Source organism: Microbacterium sufflavum (genome assembly GCF_023101165.1).
GTDB lineage: Bacteria > Actinomycetota > Actinomycetes > Actinomycetales > Microbacteriaceae > Microbacterium > Microbacterium sufflavum.
Window position 1 is genome coordinate 89,511 of the sequence record NZ_CP078076.1, and the last position, 19,322, is coordinate 108,832.

The window sequence follows — 19,322 nt, forward strand, 5'->3', positions numbered from 1 at the left end:
CGCCGTCACGGTTCCTCGGGTTGCCCGGCACGGGCGCGGGAGACGGCTGCGAGTCCAGCGTACGCCGCCGACACCGTCACGGTCGCCACGTCCCCGGCCAGCGAACACGCGATCAGGCGTGCCCCTCCGGCCTGGGCGACGTGCGCGGCCAGGTCGCACGGCGTGCGAGCCGTGGGAATCGCACCGCTGCGCGCATCGGCGGCGGCGAGCGCCGCGGCGTCCGCTGCGTCCGCTGCACGCTGTGCGGTCACGGCCGCCCCGCCGACGGCGGCGAGCCCGACGGAGAGCGTCGCGCCGACGACGAGCACGCCGGCGGCCAGCACCGTCCCCGCCATCACCGACCCCCGTCGAGAGCGCAGCTCGCGGCGCGTAGCGGGAGGCGCATCAGCGGTCCCACGGTGAGGTCGAGCGTCGCCGTCGCACAGACGAGATCGTTGACGGCGGCGAACGTCACCCTGGCGTCGGGAAGCGCCCGCCGCACCACAGCCGCGGCCGCGGCGTCGCCCTCGCCCCGCCCCAGCAGACGGGCGGCGTCCGCCGTCGCATCTTGGAGCGCGACCTGTCGTGACGATGCGGCGAGCGCCCCGACGCCGAGAAGAAGCACGAGCACGACGGCCGGCAGGGCGAGCGCCAGTTCCGCCGCCACCGCGCCGCGCTCGCCCAGCGGCCTGCTCATGACACCGTGAGCGCGCGCCGCACGAGATCGGTGAGGATGCCGCGCACCTCGTCCGACCTCATGATGACGACGAGCAATCCTGCGAACGCGACCGCGGCCATGGTGGTGATGGCGTACTCGGCCGTCGCCGCTCCCGTGTCGTCGCCGAACAGGGCGGCTGCACGACGGCGGTCGAGTCGGGGAATGGTGTTCATATTCTTCCTTCTTCCTCTTTATTGGGTGGTTCGAGCGACTCACGCAGGAATGGACGTGGAGGCGAGCACGCTGAGCATCAGCGGAGCCACCCCCAGCAGGAGGAACGCCGGCAGAGTGCAGACGCCGAGCGGCACGAGGAGTCGCGTCGAGAGCACTGCCGCGCGGAGGCGCCCCTGCACGCGCGCTGCATGTCGGTCCTGCGCCGCGGAGGCACGCAGCAGCTCGACGGCGGGAACGCCCGCCGTCCGGGACAGCTCCAGGACCCGGCGCACGCTCTCCTCCCCTCCTCGGTCCACGACCGCCGCATCTGCCACGAGCCGGAGTGCACGGTCGATCGGGGCGCCCCCGCGAAGGGCGACCGCGACGAGCTCGGCGGCGATCCCCGGCGTCCCCGACGCGGGCTGCGCACGGCGGAGCAGCCGTCGCGTCCACATGCGAGCCGCTCCGACCAGCAGCAGCCCGGCGACGGCGCAGGTCGCCCCGGCGGGTGTGCCGAGGAGCACCCCGATCGTGTCGAAGCCGAGGCCGACGCCGAGGAGCAGTCCCGCGAGGGGCATCCACAGCAGCAGTCGCGCCGTTCCGGCGGGCTCAGCCAGCGCGACGCGGACATCGTCGGCGGCGGCGGCCGCGTCGCGCAACGACCCGGCGATCGTGCGGAGGACCTCCGCGAGGGGCGCGCCCACGACGGTGGCGATCTCCCAGGCCGCGGCCAGCTCCCGCCAGCGACCGCCGGCCGCATCGATCGCAGTGACGAGCGGTGTTCCGTCGTCGACGCGCGCGAGGACCGCGATCGCATTCGGGTCGCCCGTCCCGGCGAGATGGCGCCACGCCACGAGCGGCGCTGCACCTGCCTGCAGCAGCACGGCCAGCGTCTGCACGGAGTGCGCCAGGTCGACCTCGGGCGCGGACTGCGTCGCGCGACGCCTCCTGTTCACCATGGTCGGACCTCCTCGATGCCCAGCCGATCGCTCTCCAGCACGAGTCGCCCGACGTGGGCGATGCGCCGCGTTCCGTCGGACCCCCGGTGCAGGTGGAGGACGACGGTGAACGCGCTCACGGCCTGACGAGCGAGCGCCACGGGGTCCATTCCGGCAAGCGCGCCGAGCGCCTCGAGCCGCGCGGGCACGTCCGCGACACCGCTCGCGTGCATCGTGCCGGCGCCACCATCGTGGCCGGTGTTGAGGGCGGTGAGGAGTTCCCGTACCTCCTCGCCGCGGCACTCGCCGACCACCAGCCGATCGGGGCGCATGCGCAACGACTCGCGGACGAGCCGGGCGAGTCCGATGCCGCCCGCGCCCTCGAGGTTCGCCTGGCGCACCTCGAGGGCGACGTGGTGCGGGTGCCGTGGCCGCAGCTCCGCCACGTCTTCGATCGTCACGATGCGCTCACCCGGCGGTACCGACGACAGCAGCGCCGACAGCAGCGTCGTCTTCCCCGTACCCGTCCCGCCCGTGATCAAGAGGTTCGCCCGTTCCGCGACGAGCTTGTCGAGCCAGACGTGCTGCTGCGCATCGATCGTGCCCAGTGTGGCGAGGGCGTCGAGGTCGGCCGCATGGACCCGCGGGATCCGGATGGACAGCGCCGTGCCGGTCGTGGAGACGGGGGCGAGCACGGCGTGCACCCGCACGCCCGAGCCGAGGCGCACGTCCACGCACGGCGCCTGGTCGTCGAGGTGCCGGCCGCCGAGCGCGACGAGCGCGACCGCGAGGTCGCGTACCTCCCGCTCGGTCGCTCGCCACGACGGAACGGGCTGCGCGCCGCTGCCGCGGTCGAGGAAGAGTCCGTCTGCCCCGTTGACGAAGACGTCGGTGACGGTGTCGTCCACATGGGGGCCAGCGGCGCGAATGCGGGTTCCGCGAGGAGCACGGCATGGGGAGGGGCGGTGACCGCATTCCCCGCTGCCGCGTCTTTCGACCGGATGACGAATCGTTCAGGCATGCGGCGAGAGTAGGCACGGCGGGCGAGGCGTGCCGCCGCAGGGCGACTCCGGCATCGGCGTCTGTGCACAAGGCCTCAGCCCGGCTGCCCGTGGAGAACTCGGGGCCGCGGGCCGGCAACGGAGAGGACCCGGGCAGAGGGAGCGCTCCCAAAGAGATGGGCGGCATCTCACGGGGGGAATGAGATGCCGCCCACGGCGCCGCGCGATCGGGGGAATCGGGCGCGCCAAGGCCGGAATGAGATTTCGGCTGTCGTCGAGTGTACGCAAGGCGACCGTCCTGACAAAACCAGCGCCACTACCGACTTTCGGCAGTACTCGAGGGCGTGGCACGCCGATAGATTCGCCCTGACCTGGTCGCGCCTCCCCCCGTGCGACCACGCCTGCATGACCCGTATGCCGCAAAGGAGCGCCTGCCGATGAGCAGCCAGATCGACCACCTTCTCGACGAGACCCGGAGATTCCCGCCATCGGAGGAGTTCGCGGCGCAGTCCGTCGCGTCACAGGAACTGTACGAGCGCGCCGCGGCGGATCGCGAAGGCTTCTGGGCCGAGCAGTCGCGCGATCTCATCCACTGGCACACGCCGTTCACCCAGGTCCTCGACTGGAACAACCCGCCCTTCGCCAAGTGGTTCGACGACGGCGAGCTCAACGTCGCCTACAACTGCCTGGACCGTCATGTCGAGGCCGGCAACGGCGACCGCGTCGCCCTGCACTGGGAGGGCGAGCCCGGCGACAGTCGTCGCATCACGTACGCCGAGCTGACCGAGGAGGTCAAGCGCGTCGCGAACGTGCTGGAGGGACTCGGCGTCGGTCATGGCGATCGCGTCGCCATCTACCTGCCGATGATCCCCGAGGCGATCGCCGCGATGCTCGCGGTCGCACGTGTCGGCGCCATCCACTCCGTCGTGTTCGGCGGATTCAGTGCCGACAGCCTCCGCTCCCGCATCGACGACGCCGGAGCCAAGCTCGTCATCACGGCCGACGGCGGCTACCGCAAGGGCCGCGTCTCGGCGCTCAAGCCCGCCGTGGACCAGGCTCTGGCCGACCGCGGCGACGGCGAGCAGCAGACGGTCGAGCACGTCCTCGTCGTTCGTCGTGGCGAGAACGAGGTGGACTGGACGGACGGGCGCGACATCTGGTGGCACGACGTCGTCCCGGCGGCCTCCGCCGAGCACACGGCTCAGGCCTTCCCCGCCGAGAACCCGCTCTTCATCCTCTACACCTCCGGCACCACGGGGAAGCCGAAGGGCATCCTGCACACCTCCGGTGGCTACCTCACGCAGGCCGCGTACTCCCACAAGTACGTGTTCGACCTCAAGCCCGAGACCGACGTGTACTGGTGCACCGCCGACATCGGGTGGATCACGGGCCACAGCTATGTGACGTACGGCCCGCTGGCCAACGGTGCCACCCAGGTGCTGTACGAAGGCACGCCCGACACGCCGCACCCCGGACGCTGGTGGGAGATCATCGAGAAGTACAAGGTCTCCATCTTCTACACGGCCCCGACGGCGATCCGGTCGTTCATGAAGGTCGGCCGCAGCGTCCCGCAGAAGTTCGACCTGTCGTCGCTGCGAGTGCTCGGATCGGTCGGCGAACCCATCAACCCCGAGGCGTGGATGTGGTACCGCGAGGTCATCGGCGCGGGCAAGACCCCGATCGTCGACACGTGGTGGCAGACCGAGACGGGCGCCATCATGGTGTCGGCGCTCCCCGGCGTCACCGCCACGAAGCCCGGCTCGGCGCAGGTCCCCCTCCCCGGGATCACCCTCGACGTGGTGGACGAACAGGGCGTCGAGGTCGGCAACGGCAACGGCGGACTGCTCGTGATCACCGAGCCGTGGCCGAGCATGCTGCGCGGCATCTGGGGCGACCCGGAACGCTTCCGCGAGACGTACTGGGAGAAGTTCGAGAAGCAGGGCTACTACTTCGCGGGTGACGGTGCACGGCTCGACGAGGACGGCGACCTCTGGCTGCTCGGCCGTGTCGACGACGTCATGAACGTGTCGGGCCACCGGCTGTCGACGGCGGAGATCGAGTCCTCGCTCGTGGCGCACGAGGCCACAGCGGAGGCCGCGGTGGTCGGGGCGTCCGACGAGACCACGGGCCAGGCGGTGGTGGCGTTCGTCATCATCAAGGAGAGCTATCTCGCCGCCCACGACCCGGCGGGACTCGCGCAGCAGCTCCGGCTCTGGGTCGGCGAACAGATCGGTGCCATCGCGCGCCCTCGAGACGTGTACATCGTCGGGGAGCTGCCCAAGACCCGCTCGGGCAAGATCATGCGGCGTCTGTTGCGCGATGTGGCCGAGGGCCGCGAGGTCGGCGACACGACGACCCTGGCCGACACCGCGGTCATGAGCATCATCTCCGCGCAGGTGAAGTAGCCCGCAGACGACGAACGCCCCCTCCCGCGGGAGGGGGCGTTCGCGTGTCGGGGTCAGGCGAGGCGGAACGTCACCTCGACCTCGACCGGGCTGCCGAGCGGGAGCTCGGCGACGCCGACTGCCGCGCGCGCGTGGCGGCCCTCGTCACCGAAGATCTCACCGAGCACCTCGCTCGCGCCGTTGATGACGCCGGGCTGGCCGGTGAAGCCCTCGGCTGAACCGACGAAGCCGCCCACCCGCACGACACCGGCGATGCGGTCGACCCCGCCCGCGACGTCGGCGGCCGCGGCCAGCGCGTTGAGGGCACACGTCCGCGCGAAGGCCTTGGCGTCCTCCGCGGAGACCTCGGCGCCGACCTTGCCCACCGCGGGCAGGGCGCCGTCGACGAACGGGAGCTGGCCGGATGTGTAGATGAGCCCGCCGTGGGCGACCGCCGGGACATAGGCGGCGACGGGAGCGGCGACGGCGGGGAGCTCGATGCCGAGCTCGGCGAGGCGCGTGGAGACGCTCATGCCTGACCCCCCTCGAACTGACGCGCGGCTTCGGCGGCGGCGGCGAGGCCCGCGTTCGCGGAGCCGTCGGTGGTCACCGGGCGCTTGAAGTACGCCACGAGGCCGCCTTCCGGTCCCTGCACCACCTGGACGAGCTCCCAGCCCTGCTTGCCCCAGTTGTTGAGGATAGCGGCGGTGTTGTGGATCAGCAGCGGCGTGGTCAGGTACTCCCACGTGGTCATGGCTCTCCTGTCGATCGGGACGCGAACAGGCCGAGCGGGCGTGTTCGTCAGAGGGTGTATTCAGGGAACTCCCCTACGATCAAGCGTATGCCCCACAAGAATCGCACGGTGAAGGGCGTGCTCGGCGGTCTCGTCGGGCTCGTCGGACTGAGCGCCGTCGCCGGTCTGCTCGTCACCGCCAGCGTCACCCCCGTCCTCGCGATGACGGGAGTCGCCGGCACCACGGCACTGACGCTCTTCGACAAGCTCCCCGAGAACCTCAGCCCCGGCACGCCGATGGAGCAGTCGACGATCTACGCCACCCAGCCCGACGGCACGCCGGTCGCCCTCGCGTCGTTCTATGAGCAGAACCGCGTCCCCGTCACGTACGAGCAGATCAGCCCGGTGCTTTACGACGCGATCCTCTCCAGTGAGGACAAGAGCTTCTACAGCCACGGCGGAGTGAATCTGGGCGCCACCATGAAGGCGCTGATCGACAACGTCCGCGGCACATCCAGCCGCGGCGCCTCGACCATCAGCCAGCAGTTCGTGAAGAACGTGCTGATCCAGCAGTGCGAGCAGGACGTGGACACCACGTCGGACACGTACTCCGAGGAGCTCCAGCAGTGCTGGCTGGACGCGACGAACGCGGTCGGCAGCAAGGGCATCGAGCGCAAGCTGCAGGAGATGCGCTACGCGATCCAGATCGAGAAGGACTTCTCGAAGAACGACATCCTGCTGGGCTACCTGAACATCGCGAACTTCGGTGGCACGGTCTACGGCATCGAGGCCGCCGCCCGGTACTACTTCTCCACGACGGCGATGAACCTGACGGTCGCGCAGGCCGCGACGCTCGCCGGCATCGTGCAGAACCCCAACACGTACCGGATCGACAAGCCGGTGGAGGGCACGTACACCGACGATGCGCAGGTCGGACACAACAACGCCGCCGACGGCTACGCGGACACCCTCAAGCGCCGCGACTACGTGCTCTACCGCATGCTCGACGACGGCAAGATCACCCAGGCCCAGTACGACGAGGCGAAGGCCTCCCCGATCGTTCCTGCGATCAACCCGCCGACGCAGGGCTGTGCGGCCGCCGGCACGAACGCCTACTTCTGCCAGTACGTGCGCTCGATCGTCCTGAACGACGAGGCGTTCGGCGCCACGCCGCAGGAGCGGCGCGACCTGCTGCGCCGCGGCGGTCTGAAGATCTTCACGTCGCTGGACTACCGCATCCAGAACCCGGCGGCGCAGGAGATGGCCGACATCGTCCCGGCCAACTACGACGGCATGCACTTCGGTGCCGCGGGTGTGTCCATCGAGGTGGGCACCGGCCGGATCCTCTCGATGACCCAGAACACGATGTTCACCGAGACCCCGACCACCGATCCCGCCTACACCTCTCTCGTGTTCGCGGGCGACCGCAAGCACGGAGACTCCAACGGCTTCCAGGTGGGCTCGACCTACAAGCTGTTCACGCTGATCGACTGGCTCGAGAAGGGTCATTCGGTGCGCGAGACCCTGAACGGCCGCGTGCAGACCAACATGAAGTTCACCGCAGCCTCGTGCGGCGGGGGCACCATGACCGCGAACACCAAGGAGATCGGCAACTTCGGCGGCGGCGGCGGCTCGACCGACACCGTGCTGAACTTCACGAAGAACTCGCTCAACAGCGGGTACTTCGCGATGGCCTCCAAGCTCGACCTCTGCGACATCAACAAGGTGGCCGACCGCCTGGGCGTCACGCTGGCCAACGGCGGCAAGACCACCGATGAGAACGTGCCGTACGACGTGCTCGGCGCGAAGAACATCTCGCCCATCGCGATGGCCAACGCCTATGCCACGGTCGCGAGCGGCGGCACCTACTGCACGCCGCGGGCGATCGACCGCGTGATCGGTCCGGACGGCAAGGACCGTGAGCTGCCCGCGTCGTCGTGCACTCCCGGCGTGATCTCTCCCGAGGTCGCAGCCACGGCCGCCTACGCGCTGCAGACCGTCATGGGCGGCGGCGGCACCGGCTCGCGGGCGAACCCGGGCGACGGCACCCCGCTGATCGGCAAGACCGGAACGCACAACACGTGGTCGACCATGATGATCGAGTCGAGCACGAAGGTCGCGACGGCCGTGTGGGCGGGACGCTGGCAGGGCCAGGAGAACATCTACCGGAAGAGCTACGGTCGATGGAACCTCAACGACATGCGCTACCCGCTGGCCCGCGCCGCGCAAGCGGCCGCGAACGAGGCCTACGGCGGCGACCGCTTCCCCCAGCCGGACAACAACCTGATCCGTCAGGAGCTCAAGGCCGTTCCGAGCGTGGTCGGCATGTCGCAGGATCAGGCGCGCTCGACCCTCGAGAACGCGGGCTTCCAGGTGGCGATCGGCGGAGAGGTGGACAGCGACCTCGCGGCCGGCCTCGTCGCGGCACAGGACCCGACGGGCGAGGCTGCGACGGCTGCCACCGTGACCCTCTCGATCAGCAACGGCCGTGGTGCCGTGGTGCCGTCGAACATCGTCGGGATGTCGCGAGACCAGGCGGACGCCGCACTCAAGGCGGCTCGAGTCGCGTCCTACGAGTTCGACAATTCGTGCAATCCGCCGGGGTCTGCGGTCGCGGTGACCAATCCGGCACCGGGCACTCCTGTCAACAGCAGCACCACCGTGGTCGTGACGTGCCAGTAGGTTCGTCGCGCTCGGCTCATCCGGCCCTCGTCGCGCTCGGCGCGGTGGGGGCCGTGGGCGCCGCCGCCGCGGTGTGGGGCGTGGGCATCGAACGCTACCTCTTCACCGTGCGCGAGGTGTCCGCCTCGGCGTTCGCCCCCGGCACCCCTCCCCTGCGCATCCTGCACGTGTCCGATGCGCACATGGCACCGTGGCAGCACCGCAAGCAGGACTGGCTCGCGTCGCTCGCTCAGCTGCGGCCCGACCTGATCGTCAACACCGGCGACAACCTGGGTCACGAGCGCGGGCTCGAGGGGATCCGCCGCGCGTTCGCCCCGTTCGCCGGCATCCCCGGGGTCTTCGTGCACGGCTCGAACGACGTGAACGGCCCCGCGCCGCGCAATCCGCTGCGCTACTTCTCCGGCCCCTCGCGGCGCCACCGCGAGCCGACCGTGCTCGACACGGGGTCGATGGACCGCTTCTTCACGGACGAGCTCGGCTGGACCGACCTCAACAATCGCGCGGCGCGACTGACCCTGCGTGGCACCACCGTCGACCTGTTCGGCGTGGACGACGCACACCGCGACTGGGACCGCCTCGACGCGCTCCCCTCGGCCATCGAGGGCCTGGGCCCGCGCGAGCCCGGAACGGCGGTGCTGGGCGTCACGCACGCGCCGTATCAGCGCGTGCTCAACGGTTTCGTCGACCTCGGCGCCGACGCCATCCTCGGCGGTCACACGCACGGTGGGCAGGTCTGCCTCCCCGGCTACGGCGCGCTCGTGGCGAACTGCGACATCCCGCTGAAGCAGGCCAAGGGACTCAGCACCTGGACGCACGACGGCCGCAGCGTCCCACTGAACGTGAGCGCCGGCTGCGGGCACTCGATCTACGCGCCCGTGCGTTTCGCGTGCCGCCCGGAGGCGACGCTGCTCACGCTGATCCCCCACGCGTGATCACCGCCCCGATTGGGCGCTCAGGGGATTTCCCTGTAGACTCGGAGGGTTGCAAACGGGGTGTGGCGCAGCTTGGTAGCGCGCTTCGTTCGGGACGAAGAGGTCGCAGGTTCAAATCCTGTCACCCCGACCAGTGACACCGGAAGGCCGCCCCCACGGGCGGCCTTCTCTGTATCGGAGAGCGTGCGAAAGGGGACCGCATGGGGACGCTCCTGCCTCCGCCGCGTCGCGCCACCCGCATCTGGGCGCTCGCCCTCGGCGTCCCGTTCCTCGCGGGGCTCGCCCTGCTCACGCTCACGCCGTCCCGGGTCGAGCATGCGGTCCCGAATCTGCTCGACGTGATCGTGTCGCTCACCCACCGGCTCGGCTGGACCGCACTGACGTTCACGCGGCTGGAGGTCCTGTTGAACATCGCGGTCTTCGTGCCCCTCGGCGTCCTCGCGTTCCTGCTCCTCCCCCGCCGTGTGTGGCCGCTGTCGCTGCTGGTCGGACCGGCACTTTCTCTCGCGATCGAGACCGCGCAGCACCTCGCTTTGCCCCACCGCGATGCGACGATGAACGACGTGCTGGCCAACTCCACCGGGGCCACCCTGGGCGTGGCCCTCGCCCTCCTGTGCACGCTGCTCGCAGCTCCACGCTCTTCACGGCTGCGACCTCCTAGGCTGGAGGCATCATGACCTCGCCCGCACTCGTCGCCTTCGACCTCGATGACACCCTCGCCCCCTCCAAGGGCCCGATCGACCCGCGGATCTCCGGCCTCCTGCGCGAACTTCTCCGCAGCGTCGACGTCGCCATCATCTCCGGGGGCAACGAGCCGCAGTTCCGCACGCAGGTGATCGCCCAGCTCGCCGATGCCGACGCCGCAGCTCTCGCCCGGCTGCACCTGCTGCCGACCTGCGGCACCCGCTACCTGCGCCACGACGGCGCCGACTTCGCGCCGGTGTACGCGCACGACCTGAGCGACGACGAGAAGGCGTCTGCTCTCACGGCCCTCCGCGAGGAGGCGGAGCGGCTCGGCCTGTGGGAGACCGACCCCTGGGGCGACATCCTGGAGGACCGCGGCTCGCAGATCACGTTCTCCGCGCTCGGGCAGCGGGCTCCGCGGGAGGCCAAGCACGCGTGGGATCCGTCCGGCAGCAAGCGCGCGGCCCTGCGCGACGCGGTCGCCGCTCGACTCCCCGGGCTCGAGGTGCGCTCGGGGGGCTCCACCTCGATCGACATCACCCGCGCCGGGATCGACAAGGCGTTCGGCATGAGGCAGCTCTCCGCGCACACGGGCATCCCGTTGGACGCGATGCTGTTCTACGGCGACCGGCTCGACGAGGGCGGCAACGACTACCCGGTCCTCGCGATCGGGGTCCCGTCGATCGCCGTCGAGGGCTGGGAGGACACCGCCACCCGCCTCGAAGCCCTGCTGCCCACCCTCACGTCGCGCGTCTGAGGCGGCGGCCGGTGCCGGACGCCCGGCCTGGCTTGGCTCTAGCATGGCGTCATGGATGCCCTGCAGATCGTCGTCCTCGTCGCAGCGCTGGCCAGCCTCGTGTGCTGGATCCTGTCGCTGATCACCCGTGACACGTCGTGGGTCGACCGCGCGTGGTCGATCGTCCCCGTTGTCTACGTCTGGATCTTCGTGGTCGGCGCCTTCACCGCCGACGCCGGATCAGCGCGCATCGTGCTGATGGGGATCCTGGCGACGGCCTGGGGCGCGCGGCTCACGTTCAACTTCGCCCGCAAGGGCGGCTACACCGGCATGGAGGACTACCGCTGGGCGATCCTGCGGAAGCGGATGCGCCCGTGGCAGTTCCAGGTGTTCAACCTGCTGTTCATCATCGGGTACCAGATGACCCTGCTCGTGTTGATCACCCTTCCGGCATGGCTGGCCGCCCAGCACCCCACCGCGTTGACCGGGTGGGACGCGTTGTTCACGATCGCGTTCCTCGGGTTCCTGGTCGGCGAGACGGTCGCCGACCAGCAGCAGTGGAACTTCCACCAGCGCAAGAAGCAGGCTGGCGGTGACCTCGCGCCCGGCTTCGCGACGACCGGGCTGTTCCGCTACAGCCGACACCCCAACTTCTTCTTCGAACAGGCGCAGTGGTGGGCGTTCTACGCGCTGGGCGCGACCGCGGCCGCCACCGCGGGGGCCGGGGTGCTCGGGGGCGTGCTGAACCCCACGATCGTCGGCGCCGCGCTCCTGACGGTGCTGTTCCTCGGCTCGACGATTTTCACGGAGTCGATCACCGCGTCGAAGTACCCCGCATACGCCGACTACCGGCAGACCACGTCGATGCTCGTGCCGTGGCCACCGCGGCGCCGCGCCGTGGCCCCGCAGTCGTAGCGGAACCCGGCACGGCGACGTCAGCGGACGACGGCCCCCGCGGCGTCGCGCGCGACAGGCACCAGACGCGTCAGCTGCGTGACGTGGGCCGGCTCGAGCTCCGCCAGCGACGCGACGCCGAGGAGACGCATGGTCCGCTCGATCTCACTGCGCAGGATCGCGATCGTCCGGTCGACGCCCTGGCGACCGCCCGCCATCAGGCCGTAGAGGTACGCGCGACCGATCAGCGTGAAGTCCGCCCCGAGCGCGACCGAGGCCACGATGTCGGCGCCGTTCATGATGCCGGTGTCGATCATGACGGTGAAGTCGTCGCCCACGGCCCGGCGCACCTGGGGCAGCAGGTGGAACGGGATCGGCGCGCGGTCGAGCTGACGACCGCCGTGGTTCGACAGCAGGATGCCGTCGACACCGGCGTCGCGCAGTCGCACGGAGTCCTCGACGTTCTGCACGCCCTTGATCACGATGCGACCGGGCCAGATGTCACGGATCACCGCGAGATCGTCATAGCTGATCGTGGGGTCCATCGCGGCGTCGAGCAGCTCGCCGACCGTGCCGCCGGTGGAGCTCAGCGACGCGAACTCCAGCTTGGGCGTGGTCAGGAAGTCGAACCACCACCAGGGCCGCGGGATCGCGTTGACGATCGTGCCGAGCGTGAGCTGCGGCGGGATGCTGAAGCCGTTGCGCTTGTCGCGCAGCCGGGCACCGGCGACCGGCGTGTCCACCGTGAACTGCAGCGTGTCGAAGCCCGCGGCGGCGGCACGGCGTGCCAGCTCGTACGAGATCTCGCGGTCGCGCATGACGTAGAGCTGGAACCAGTTGCGCCCGTGCGGGTTCGCGGCCTTGACCCCCTCGATCGAGGTCGTACCGAGCGTGGACAGCGTGAACGGGATGCCCGCCGCGGCCGCAGCGCCGGCACCGGCGACCTCCCCCTCGGTCTGCATGAGCCGCGTGAACCCGGTCGGGGCGATGCCGAACGGCAGCGCGGACGGCCCGCCGAGGATCTCGACCGTCGTGTCGACATCCGGCGCGGGCTTGAGGATGCCGGGGTGGAACTCCACGTCCTGGAACGCCTGGCGGGCGCGGCTCAGCGACAGCTCGCCCTCCGCCGCGCCATCGGTGTAGTCGAACGCCGCCTTGGGCGTGCGGCGCTTCGCGATCGTACGGAGGTCGTCGATCGTGAGAGCCGCGTCGAGCCGGCGCTTGCGGCCGTCGAGCTCGGGCTTCTTGAACTTCATGAGCTCCAACAGCTCGGCGGGGTTGGGGAGCTGGCGCTGGACCATGGCGTGCCTCTCAGTCGTGGGGGTGGATGTCGCGGGTGAGCCCCGCGGACGTGTAGTAGCCGGTGATGTGGGCGCGGACCAGCGCGCGGGCGGCCTCGGCATCGCCCGCGTCGATCGCGGCGACGAGGGCGTGGTGCTCGGCGCGCAGCCGTGTCGCCATCGTGTCCCAGTCGGGGATCGCGGCAGCTCCGGCGCGCACATACGACTCGATCGACGACCGCAGCCCCGCCATCATCGCGGCGATGACGGTGTTGCCACTGCCCTCGGCGAGCGACAGGTGCAGCTGGGCGTCCAGGGCGAGGAACTCGGACGGGGTCAAGCCCGCGGCGTCCATCGCGTGCAGCAGCTCGTGGGCCTTCGCGGTGTCGCCGCCGCCTCCGGACGCCAGGGCCGCGACGACCGCGTCCTCCAGCACCAGGCGGGTGCGCACCACATCGTCGAGCGGGAAGCCCTGCGCCGCGACCTGCAGCCGCAGCAGCGCGGACATGCCCCCGGTCGGCGTCGCGATCACGATCGCTCCCGCCTGCGGGCCCGATCCGGTCGCGGTGCGGATGAGGCCGAGCACCTCGAGCACGCGGAAGGCTTCGCGCACGCTGGAGCGTCCGACACCCAGGTCGCTCGCCAGGTCGCGCTCCGACGGCAGCCGGTCGCCGGGGCCGAGGCGTCCGTCGAGGAGGTCGCGCTCGATGTGCTCGAGCACGAGTCGCCATGCTCGCGCCGGCTGCTCCGCCATCCCGCCTCCTGTGGTCTGACCACAGCGTACCCCGTGTGGTCAGACCACGCAAAGCCGCCCGCCTCGCGAGGAGACGGGCGGCAGCGAGAGCGATCAGGTCACCCCAGGCGCCCGCCCGACTCCTCCAGGTAGCAGGTGCCGCACAGCGACTCGTAGGTGGTGAGCTCGGGCGACGCGGAGCCGTCCGCGCCCTCGTCGATCGCGACCTGATCTCCGTCGAACACGAAGCGTCCGCCGACGACGCGGCCGTTGAACACCGCCTTGCGCCCGCAGCGGCAGATGGTCTTGAGCTCCTCCAGCGAGTGCGCGATCGCCAGCAGCCGCGCGGAGCCGGGGAACGCGTGGGTGAGGAAGTCGTTGCGGATGCCGTAGGCCATCACGGGGATGCCGTCTTCCACCGCGACCCGGAACAGGTCGTCGATCTGGGAGGCCGTGAGGAACTGCGCCTCGTCCACCAGCAGGCACGCCACGTCGATCGGGGCCGTCGGCAGCAGCTCCTCCTCGGTCGAGCGCCGCATGCGCGTACGATGCTCCGCGAACAGCGCCCGCGCGTCGTCCTCCGGCCCGATCAGGAAGTCCACCTGCCGCGTGACACCGAGGCGGCTCTCGATCTCCGCCGCGCCCTTGGTGTCGATCGCGGGCTTGGCGAGCAGCACGTGCTGGCCCCGCTCCTCATAGTTGTAGGCAGCCTGCAGCAGGGCGGTCGACTTGCCCGAGTTCATCGCGCCGTAGCGGAAGTAGAGCTTCGCCACGGTCGGGTCTCAGGCGTTGATGCCGAGGGCGGCGGCGGTCGCCGCCGTGGACTCCTCCGCGAGCGCCGGATCGGCGTTGAGCTTCTGGCCGAAGGTCGGGATCAGCTCGCGCAGCCGCGGCTCCCACGCGGGGAACTCGCCCGGGAAGCACTTCTTGAGCAGATCGAGCATGATCGGCACGGCCGTGGAAGCCCCCGGAGAGGCGCCGAGCAGCCCCGCGATCGAGCCGTCGCCGGCGGCGACCACCTCGGTGCCGAACTGCAGCACGCCGCCCTTCTTCGCATCCTTCTTCATGACCTGCGCGCGCTGACCGGCGTTGATGAGCGTCCAGTCCTCGTCCTTCGCGGTGGGCATGAACGTGCGCAGGCTGTCGACCTTCTTGCGGTGGTTCTTCATCAGCTCGCTGATCAGGTAGGTGATCAGATCGGGGTTCGCGAACGCCACCCGCAGCATCGGCCACAGGTTGTGCGCGCGCACCTGCGTCACGATGTCGAGCATGGAGCCGTTCTTGAGGAACTTCGGGCTGAAGGTCGCGAACGGGCCGAACATCAGCGACGCCTCGCCGTCGACCACGCGGGTGTCGAGGTGCGGCACCGACATCGGCGGCGCACCGACGGACGCCTGCGAGTACACCTTCGCCTTGTGCTGAGCGACGATCTTCGGGTTCGTGGTCTTGAGGAACTGCCCACCGATCGGGAAGACACCGTAGCCCTTGATCTCCGGGATGCCCGACCGCTGGAGCAGCTTGAGCGCCCAGCCGCCCGCCCCGACGAACACGAACTTCGCCTTGATCTGGTTGGGCGTGCGCCCCACCGTGGTGCGGTAGTTGAGGAGCCAGGTGCCGTCCTTCTGGCGCTTGAGAGACTTCACCTCGTGGTTCGTGCGCACCGAGACGCCGGACTCGCGGAGGTGATCGAACAGCTGGTGCGTCAGGGCACCGAAGTCGACGTCGGTGCCCGCGGGCACCCGGGTGGCGGCGAAGGGCTCGCCCTTGCGTCGCTTCTGCATCAGCAGCGGCGCCCAGGTGTTGATGACGCGGGAGTCCTCGCTGTACTCGATGCCCGCGAACAGCGGCTGCTCCTTGAGCACCTCGTAGCGGTTCCTGAGGTACGCCACGTCTTTCTCCCCGCGCACGAACGTCATGTGCGGGGTCGCGTTGATGAACGTCGACGGCGCGTCCAGCACACCCTTCTCGACGAGCGACGACCAGAACTGCCGGCTCTGCTGGAACTGCTCGTTGATCGACACGGCCTTCGCGGGGTCGAGCGGAGCATCGCCCTGCTGCGGCATGTAGTTGAGCTCGCAGAGCGCGGCGTGCCCGGTGCCCGCGTTGTTCCAGGGATTGGAGCTCTCCTGCGCCACGTCGGACAGCCGCTCGAAGGCGACGATCTTCCACTCCGGCTGCAGCTCGTGCAGCAGAGTACCCAGGGTGGCGCTCATGATGCCACCACCGATCAGCACGACATCGACGTTTTCAGTCACCCGACCAGTCTAGGGCGTGGCTCGGGGCCGATCGTCCGCCGGGCGACCCCGCTCGGGCACGCCGGAGCCCGCTCCCCCGTGCGGCGGGAGCGGGCTCGGCGTCGTCCGTTCTCAGTTGCGCGGAGCGGTGTACGTCAGGTCGAAGCTCATGTTGGCGCTGCCCGGATTGTTCTCGTGCACCTCCGCCGACATGACGTTGACGCCCGGCCGGAGCAGCGACACCGGCACCGTGAAGGACACGCGACTGGCCGCCGCCTTGCCGGGTGCCACCGAGGACGACGCGAACGTCGTCTGGCGGAGGGTCGCATCGGCCGGAAGATTCGACCGCCCGATCTCCACGCCGTTGAGGTAGACGGCCACCCCGTCATCCGCGATCACCGACACGGTTCCGTCGTGCAGACCCGTCAGGTCGTCGACCGTGAAGGCGGTCCGGAAATGCGCGCTCTGCGGTTTGACCGCGAGGTCGTCCGGGTCGATGTCCGTCGCCGCACCGGCGACCCCACGCGCCAGCACCGCGGGGCCCGTGTGCCAGGCGGACGCGTCGAACTCCACCGTGTTCCAGTCCGCGGGGAGCGGATCGGCGGAGTACCGCCACGACCACGTCGCACCGTTGGCGATGAACGTGTCCGTCGACGGCTGCCCGGGCTGCACGGCTGCGTCCGGGGTGACGGCCTCGTCGGGCGCGACCGGAGCGGGAGCGGGGGCCGGAGCAGCGGCGTCGGCAGCCGCGGCGACACCCGCCGTGGTCGCGGAGCGGTTGCCCGCCGCATCCCGCGCCCGGACGTAGTACGTCGCAGCCTCCGACGACGCCGGCGCCGTGTAGCTCGCCGCCGTCGTCGACGCGATCACGCGGTTGCCGCGCAGCACCTCGTAGGTGACCGAGCTCGAATCCGAGATGCGGTTCCACGTCAACGTCGTCGCCCCGCCGGCCGGGGTGACCGTGAGGCCCGTCGGCACGGCGGGGGCGACGGAGTCCCTCGGAGCGAACCGCACGAAACCACCGGACCATTGCCGGGAACCACCCGCACGGACCGAGCGGGTGATGTCGCCACCCGCCCACAGCACACCCGTGCTGTCGAAGAACGAGGCCCAGGCACCGTGCCCCTCGCGCGCCTGAAGATCGGGCGCGAACTCGTACACGTGTCGACCCGTCACCGCGTCCCAGACGCCGATCAACGACATGTCGTCGATCTCCGAGGCAGTCGTCGGCGTCTCCGGGTTCGTGTAGGCGTCTTCATACACCCAATCACCGCAGTGACACCCGGCGGCGATGAGGGTCGAGTCCGCGTTCTGGGCGATCGTCTGGAAGTCGCCACCCTTCAGCGTGACGTTTCCACTGATCAGGCGGAAGTCGGTGCGGTCGTAGGAGAACAGGGAGTGCTGGGATCCGCCGAGCCACAGTCGACCGCCCGTCTCGGTCACCGCGTTCTGATAGACCCACCCCGTGGGGTTCCCCGCGGCGTCGTACATCGGCCTGCTGAACGTCGGCGTCCAGTGCGGCGTGACACCGGCGGCACCCGCCGTGGTCTGCAGGGCCGCAGCGCTGGTGGTCGTGATCGCCCCCTGCATGGTGAAGTAGCCGGCGAAGTACGCACGATCGCCGGCCGCCGACGCGTCCACGGACATGCTCGTGCCGTTGAGGTTGGCATTCCAGGCCGTGTCCGGCCGTCCGGTCGTGAGGTCGATCCGGCCCCCGTCCCACGCGCTCGCGCTGACGGTCGACGAGGCCGCTCGAAGGTGGGTGAACGAACCGGCGACATACAGGTAGTCCCCCTGCACGTCGAAGTCCCGCACGTACGGCACCGCCCCCGCCGCCCGATGCTCGGCGACGACCTGCGGACCGGACAGCTGCCCGGTCGCCGGGTCGAGGAAGGCGATCGCGGCCTGCGGAACGCCGTTCACCGTCGAGAACTGGCCGCCGATGGCGACCCGCCCGTCGGGAAGACCGGCGATCGCCTTCACCTGCCCGTTCAGGACGGGCCGGAACGACGAGACCCACGCGCCCGTGCCGAGGGCGAACGCGGCGAGGTAGGGCTGCGCCACCTGACCGGCGCCCGCCTCCGACTGCTGGACCGTGGCGAAGTTCCCGCCGACGAACACGTTGCCGCCCGCCTCGCCGAAGGACGCCACCTCGGTGTTCGCCTCCCCGGACAGCCCGTTGGCGAGCCCGGCGACACCCCACGTGGTGGTCATGGCGTTGCTGTTGGGAATCGCGGACTGCGTGACGGCCGGAGCACCCTGGGACCCGATCGTGCCGTAGTCGAGGTCTCTGGTCATGAGCTTCGGCTGAAGGAACACCTGGGCGAAGGGGCGCGCCTTGCCCCTCGTGCCCGCCGGAGCCCACAGGTACGACGACGGGTCTTCGTTCCCCGACACCTGCGCCCCGAACGACCAGCCGTTGCGGAAGCGGTACGGCAGATCGCCCTCCTCGAAGCGGACGCGCTTGGTGCCGGTGTCGACGCCGAACACGGCCGACGTCCCGCCGCTGCCGGTGGCCTTCGACCGCTCCCCCGGGTTCTTGAAGGAGAACGACGTGAGGACGTGCCCGCCGCCCATCGTCCACACCCAGCGGTCGCGGTTGGCGAAGGAGAAGCGCACCTCCTGCCACGCCGAACCCGCCGTGTCGAGCGCGCGACGGACACGCACGCCCTCCTGCAGCGCGTCGACGCGACCGCCGTCGAGCAACCCGTCGATCGTCTTCGACGACAGCTGCGCGGGCGCGAACGCCGCAGTGCCCGCCGGGGTGTCGCGGACCTGCTCGGGTGTTCCCACACCGTTGTAGCCCTCCTTCCACCCCTCGCGGCCGCGGCCGATGAGCACCCATCCGCCTCCGCCGGTGGTCTGATCGCAATAGAACTGCTGTGGCGCCACGAGCCGCGGAGTCACCAGCCAGTACACGCCGTCCGGCGCGGTCGGATCGTTCTGCTTCACCTCCCAGCACGACGCTGCGGCCGTCTCCCGCGTCAGGCCATCGGGAGCCGCCGCCGCAGACGCCGGCGCACCCCCGACCACCAGCGAGCCCGCGATGGTCGCCGTCACCGCGGCCGCCGTCGCCAGGGCACGACGGAATCGTGCCCCCCGTGATCTCCGATCGAGACCCATTCGTCCTACCCCCAGAATCCACGCCCCTCCGCGCGCACGCGCCGCGGCGCCTGCGCCCCCGCGGAGGGACGACCAGGAGCCGCCCCGATCGGGACGGCCCGGCTAGGAGGTCTCCGTC

18 protein-coding genes and 1 tRNA gene are annotated in these 19,322 nt (G+C 70.4%); 7 read left to right on the forward strand and 12 right to left on the reverse strand.

What is annotated here, in order from left to right; translation table 11 throughout:
- Positions 1-5 precede the first annotated feature (5 nt).
- The 5 genes from KV394_RS00490 to KV394_RS00510 are packed head-to-tail and all read right to left on the reverse strand — an operon-like array spanning position 6 to position 2,696.
- Positions 6-335 (reverse strand): Rv3654c family TadE-like protein, encoded by a 330-nt coding sequence (locus KV394_RS00490; protein WP_136032176.1) that lies wholly within the window; start codon positions 333-335, stop codon positions 6-8.
- Positions 335-676, reverse strand: a complete 342-nt coding sequence (locus tag KV394_RS00495) for a TadE family type IV pilus minor pilin (RefSeq protein ID WP_247982041.1) — start codon at positions 674-676, stop codon at positions 335-337. Before KV394_RS00495 ends, KV394_RS00490 begins: the two co-directional genes overlap by 1 nt.
- Entirely contained in the window at positions 673-870 is a 198-nt protein-coding gene (locus KV394_RS00500; RefSeq protein ID WP_136032173.1) for a DUF4244 domain-containing protein, read from the reverse strand. The genes KV394_RS00495 and KV394_RS00500 overlap by 4 nt, the downstream gene beginning before the upstream one ends.
- A 39-nt stretch (positions 871-909) precedes the next feature.
- The gene (locus tag KV394_RS00505; protein ID WP_136045425.1) at positions 910-1,809 is read right to left on the reverse strand and encodes a type II secretion system F family protein; all 900 of its coding nucleotides are present in this window, start codon (positions 1,807-1,809) and stop codon (positions 910-912) included.
- The gene (locus KV394_RS00510; RefSeq protein ID WP_323131761.1) at positions 1,803-2,696 is read right to left on the reverse strand and encodes a TadA family conjugal transfer-associated ATPase; all 894 of its coding nucleotides are present in this window, start codon (positions 2,694-2,696) and stop codon (positions 1,803-1,805) included. Before KV394_RS00510 ends, KV394_RS00505 begins: the two co-directional genes overlap by 7 nt.
- Positions 2,697-3,226: 530 nt before the next feature.
- Here KV394_RS00510 and acs point away from each other — a divergent pair.
- Complete coding sequence (acs, locus tag KV394_RS00515; RefSeq protein WP_136032166.1) at positions 3,227-5,194, forward strand: acetate--CoA ligase; 1,968 nt, start codon at positions 3,227-3,229, stop codon at positions 5,192-5,194.
- 53 nt (positions 5,195-5,247) lie between these two features.
- On the opposite strand, the gene KV394_RS00520 is transcribed toward acs, so the two are convergent.
- Both KV394_RS00520 and KV394_RS00525 read right to left on the reverse strand, forming a co-directional pair.
- Complete coding sequence (locus tag KV394_RS00520) at positions 5,248-5,706, reverse strand: RidA family protein (protein ID WP_136036890.1); 459 nt, start codon at positions 5,704-5,706, stop codon at positions 5,248-5,250.
- Positions 5,703-5,927 (reverse strand): hypothetical protein, encoded by a 225-nt coding sequence (locus KV394_RS00525; RefSeq protein ID WP_136032162.1) that lies wholly within the window; start codon positions 5,925-5,927, stop codon positions 5,703-5,705. Before KV394_RS00525 ends, KV394_RS00520 begins: the two co-directional genes overlap by 4 nt.
- Before the next feature lie 87 nt (positions 5,928-6,014).
- Between KV394_RS00525 and KV394_RS00530 the strand changes: the two genes are divergently transcribed.
- The 6 genes from KV394_RS00530 (at position 6,015) to KV394_RS00555 (ending at position 11,855) form a co-directional block, all read left to right on the forward strand.
- The gene (locus KV394_RS00530; protein ID WP_240753190.1) at positions 6,015-8,588 is read left to right on the forward strand and encodes a transglycosylase domain-containing protein; all 2,574 of its coding nucleotides are present in this window, start codon (positions 6,015-6,017) and stop codon (positions 8,586-8,588) included.
- Entirely contained in the window at positions 8,579-9,520 is a 942-nt protein-coding gene (locus KV394_RS00535; protein ID WP_136045427.1) for a metallophosphoesterase, read from the forward strand. The genes KV394_RS00530 and KV394_RS00535 overlap by 10 nt, the downstream gene beginning before the upstream one ends.
- A 56-nt stretch (positions 9,521-9,576) precedes the next feature.
- Positions 9,577-9,653: transfer RNA gene (locus tag KV394_RS00540), tRNA-Pro, on the forward strand.
- 67 nt (positions 9,654-9,720) lie between these two features.
- Positions 9,721-10,197 (forward strand): VanZ family protein, encoded by a 477-nt coding sequence (locus KV394_RS00545; protein ID WP_136045428.1) that lies wholly within the window; start codon positions 9,721-9,723, stop codon positions 10,195-10,197.
- A complete protein-coding gene (locus tag KV394_RS00550; RefSeq protein ID WP_136032156.1) occupies positions 10,194-10,961 on the forward strand; it encodes an HAD-IIB family hydrolase in 768 nt (255 codons plus the stop codon). Before KV394_RS00545 ends, KV394_RS00550 begins: the two co-directional genes overlap by 4 nt.
- Positions 10,962-11,012: 51 nt before the next feature.
- A complete protein-coding gene (locus KV394_RS00555; protein ID WP_136045429.1) occupies positions 11,013-11,855 on the forward strand; it encodes a DUF1295 domain-containing protein in 843 nt (280 codons plus the stop codon).
- Positions 11,856-11,875: 20 nt separating this feature from the next.
- On the opposite strand, the gene KV394_RS00560 is transcribed toward KV394_RS00555, so the two are convergent.
- The 5 genes from KV394_RS00560 to KV394_RS00580 form a co-directional block, all read right to left on the reverse strand.
- On the reverse strand, positions 11,876-13,135 hold the full coding sequence (locus KV394_RS00560; RefSeq protein WP_247982042.1) for an alpha-hydroxy acid oxidase: 1,260 nt from the start codon (positions 13,133-13,135) through the stop codon (positions 11,876-11,878).
- 10 nt (positions 13,136-13,145) lie between these two features.
- The gene (locus tag KV394_RS00565; protein ID WP_136032151.1) at positions 13,146-13,868 is read right to left on the reverse strand and encodes a FadR/GntR family transcriptional regulator; all 723 of its coding nucleotides are present in this window, start codon (positions 13,866-13,868) and stop codon (positions 13,146-13,148) included.
- Between the two features lie 98 nt (positions 13,869-13,966).
- A complete protein-coding gene (locus KV394_RS00570) occupies positions 13,967-14,620 on the reverse strand; it encodes a thymidine kinase (protein WP_136032149.1) in 654 nt (217 codons plus the stop codon).
- A 9-nt stretch (positions 14,621-14,629) separates the two neighbouring features.
- Positions 14,630-16,060, reverse strand: a complete 1,431-nt coding sequence (gene mqo / locus KV394_RS00575; RefSeq protein WP_240745413.1) for a malate dehydrogenase (quinone) — start codon at positions 16,058-16,060, stop codon at positions 14,630-14,632.
- A gap of 153 nt (positions 16,061-16,213) precedes the next feature.
- Complete coding sequence (locus KV394_RS00580) at positions 16,214-19,141, reverse strand: fibrinogen-like YCDxxxxGGGW domain-containing protein (RefSeq protein WP_247982043.1); 2,928 nt, start codon at positions 19,139-19,141, stop codon at positions 16,214-16,216.
- Positions 19,142-19,322: the final 181 nt, after the last annotated feature.

Bases quoted from the DNA above. Each gene is read 5' to 3' on its own strand.
- KV394_RS00490 (WP_136032176.1), bottom strand. From the start codon at position 335: ATGGCGGGGACGGTGCTGGCCGCCGGCGTGCTCGTCGTCGGCGCGACG.
- KV394_RS00495 (WP_247982041.1), bottom strand. From the start codon at position 676: ATGAGCAGGCCGCTGGGCGAGCGCGGCGCGGTGGCGGCGGAACTGGCG.
- KV394_RS00500 (WP_136032173.1), bottom strand. From the start codon at position 870: ATGAACACCATTCCCCGACTCGACCGCCGTCGTGCAGCCGCCCTGTTC.
- KV394_RS00505 (WP_136045425.1), bottom strand. From the start codon at position 1,809: ATGGTGAACAGGAGGCGTCGCGCGACGCAGTCCGCGCCCGAGGTCGAC.
- acs (WP_136032166.1), top strand. From the start codon at position 3,227: ATGAGCAGCCAGATCGACCACCTTCTCGACGAGACCCGGAGATTCCCG.
- KV394_RS00520 (WP_136036890.1), bottom strand. From the start codon at position 5,706: ATGAGCGTCTCCACGCGCCTCGCCGAGCTCGGCATCGAGCTCCCCGCC.
- KV394_RS00525 (WP_136032162.1), bottom strand. From the start codon at position 5,927: ATGACCACGTGGGAGTACCTGACCACGCCGCTGCTGATCCACAACACC.
- KV394_RS00530 (WP_240753190.1), top strand. From the start codon at position 6,015: ATGCCCCACAAGAATCGCACGGTGAAGGGCGTGCTCGGCGGTCTCGTC.
- KV394_RS00545 (WP_136045428.1), top strand. From the start codon at position 9,721: ATGGGGACGCTCCTGCCTCCGCCGCGTCGCGCCACCCGCATCTGGGCG.
- KV394_RS00550 (WP_136032156.1), top strand. From the start codon at position 10,194: ATGACCTCGCCCGCACTCGTCGCCTTCGACCTCGATGACACCCTCGCC.
- KV394_RS00555 (WP_136045429.1), top strand. From the start codon at position 11,013: ATGGATGCCCTGCAGATCGTCGTCCTCGTCGCAGCGCTGGCCAGCCTC.
- KV394_RS00560 (WP_247982042.1), bottom strand. From the start codon at position 13,135: ATGGTCCAGCGCCAGCTCCCCAACCCCGCCGAGCTGTTGGAGCTCATG.
- KV394_RS00565 (WP_136032151.1), bottom strand. From the start codon at position 13,868: ATGGCGGAGCAGCCGGCGCGAGCATGGCGACTCGTGCTCGAGCACATC.
- mqo (WP_240745413.1), bottom strand. From the start codon at position 16,060: ATGAGCGCCACCCTGGGTACTCTGCTGCACGAGCTGCAGCCGGAGTGG.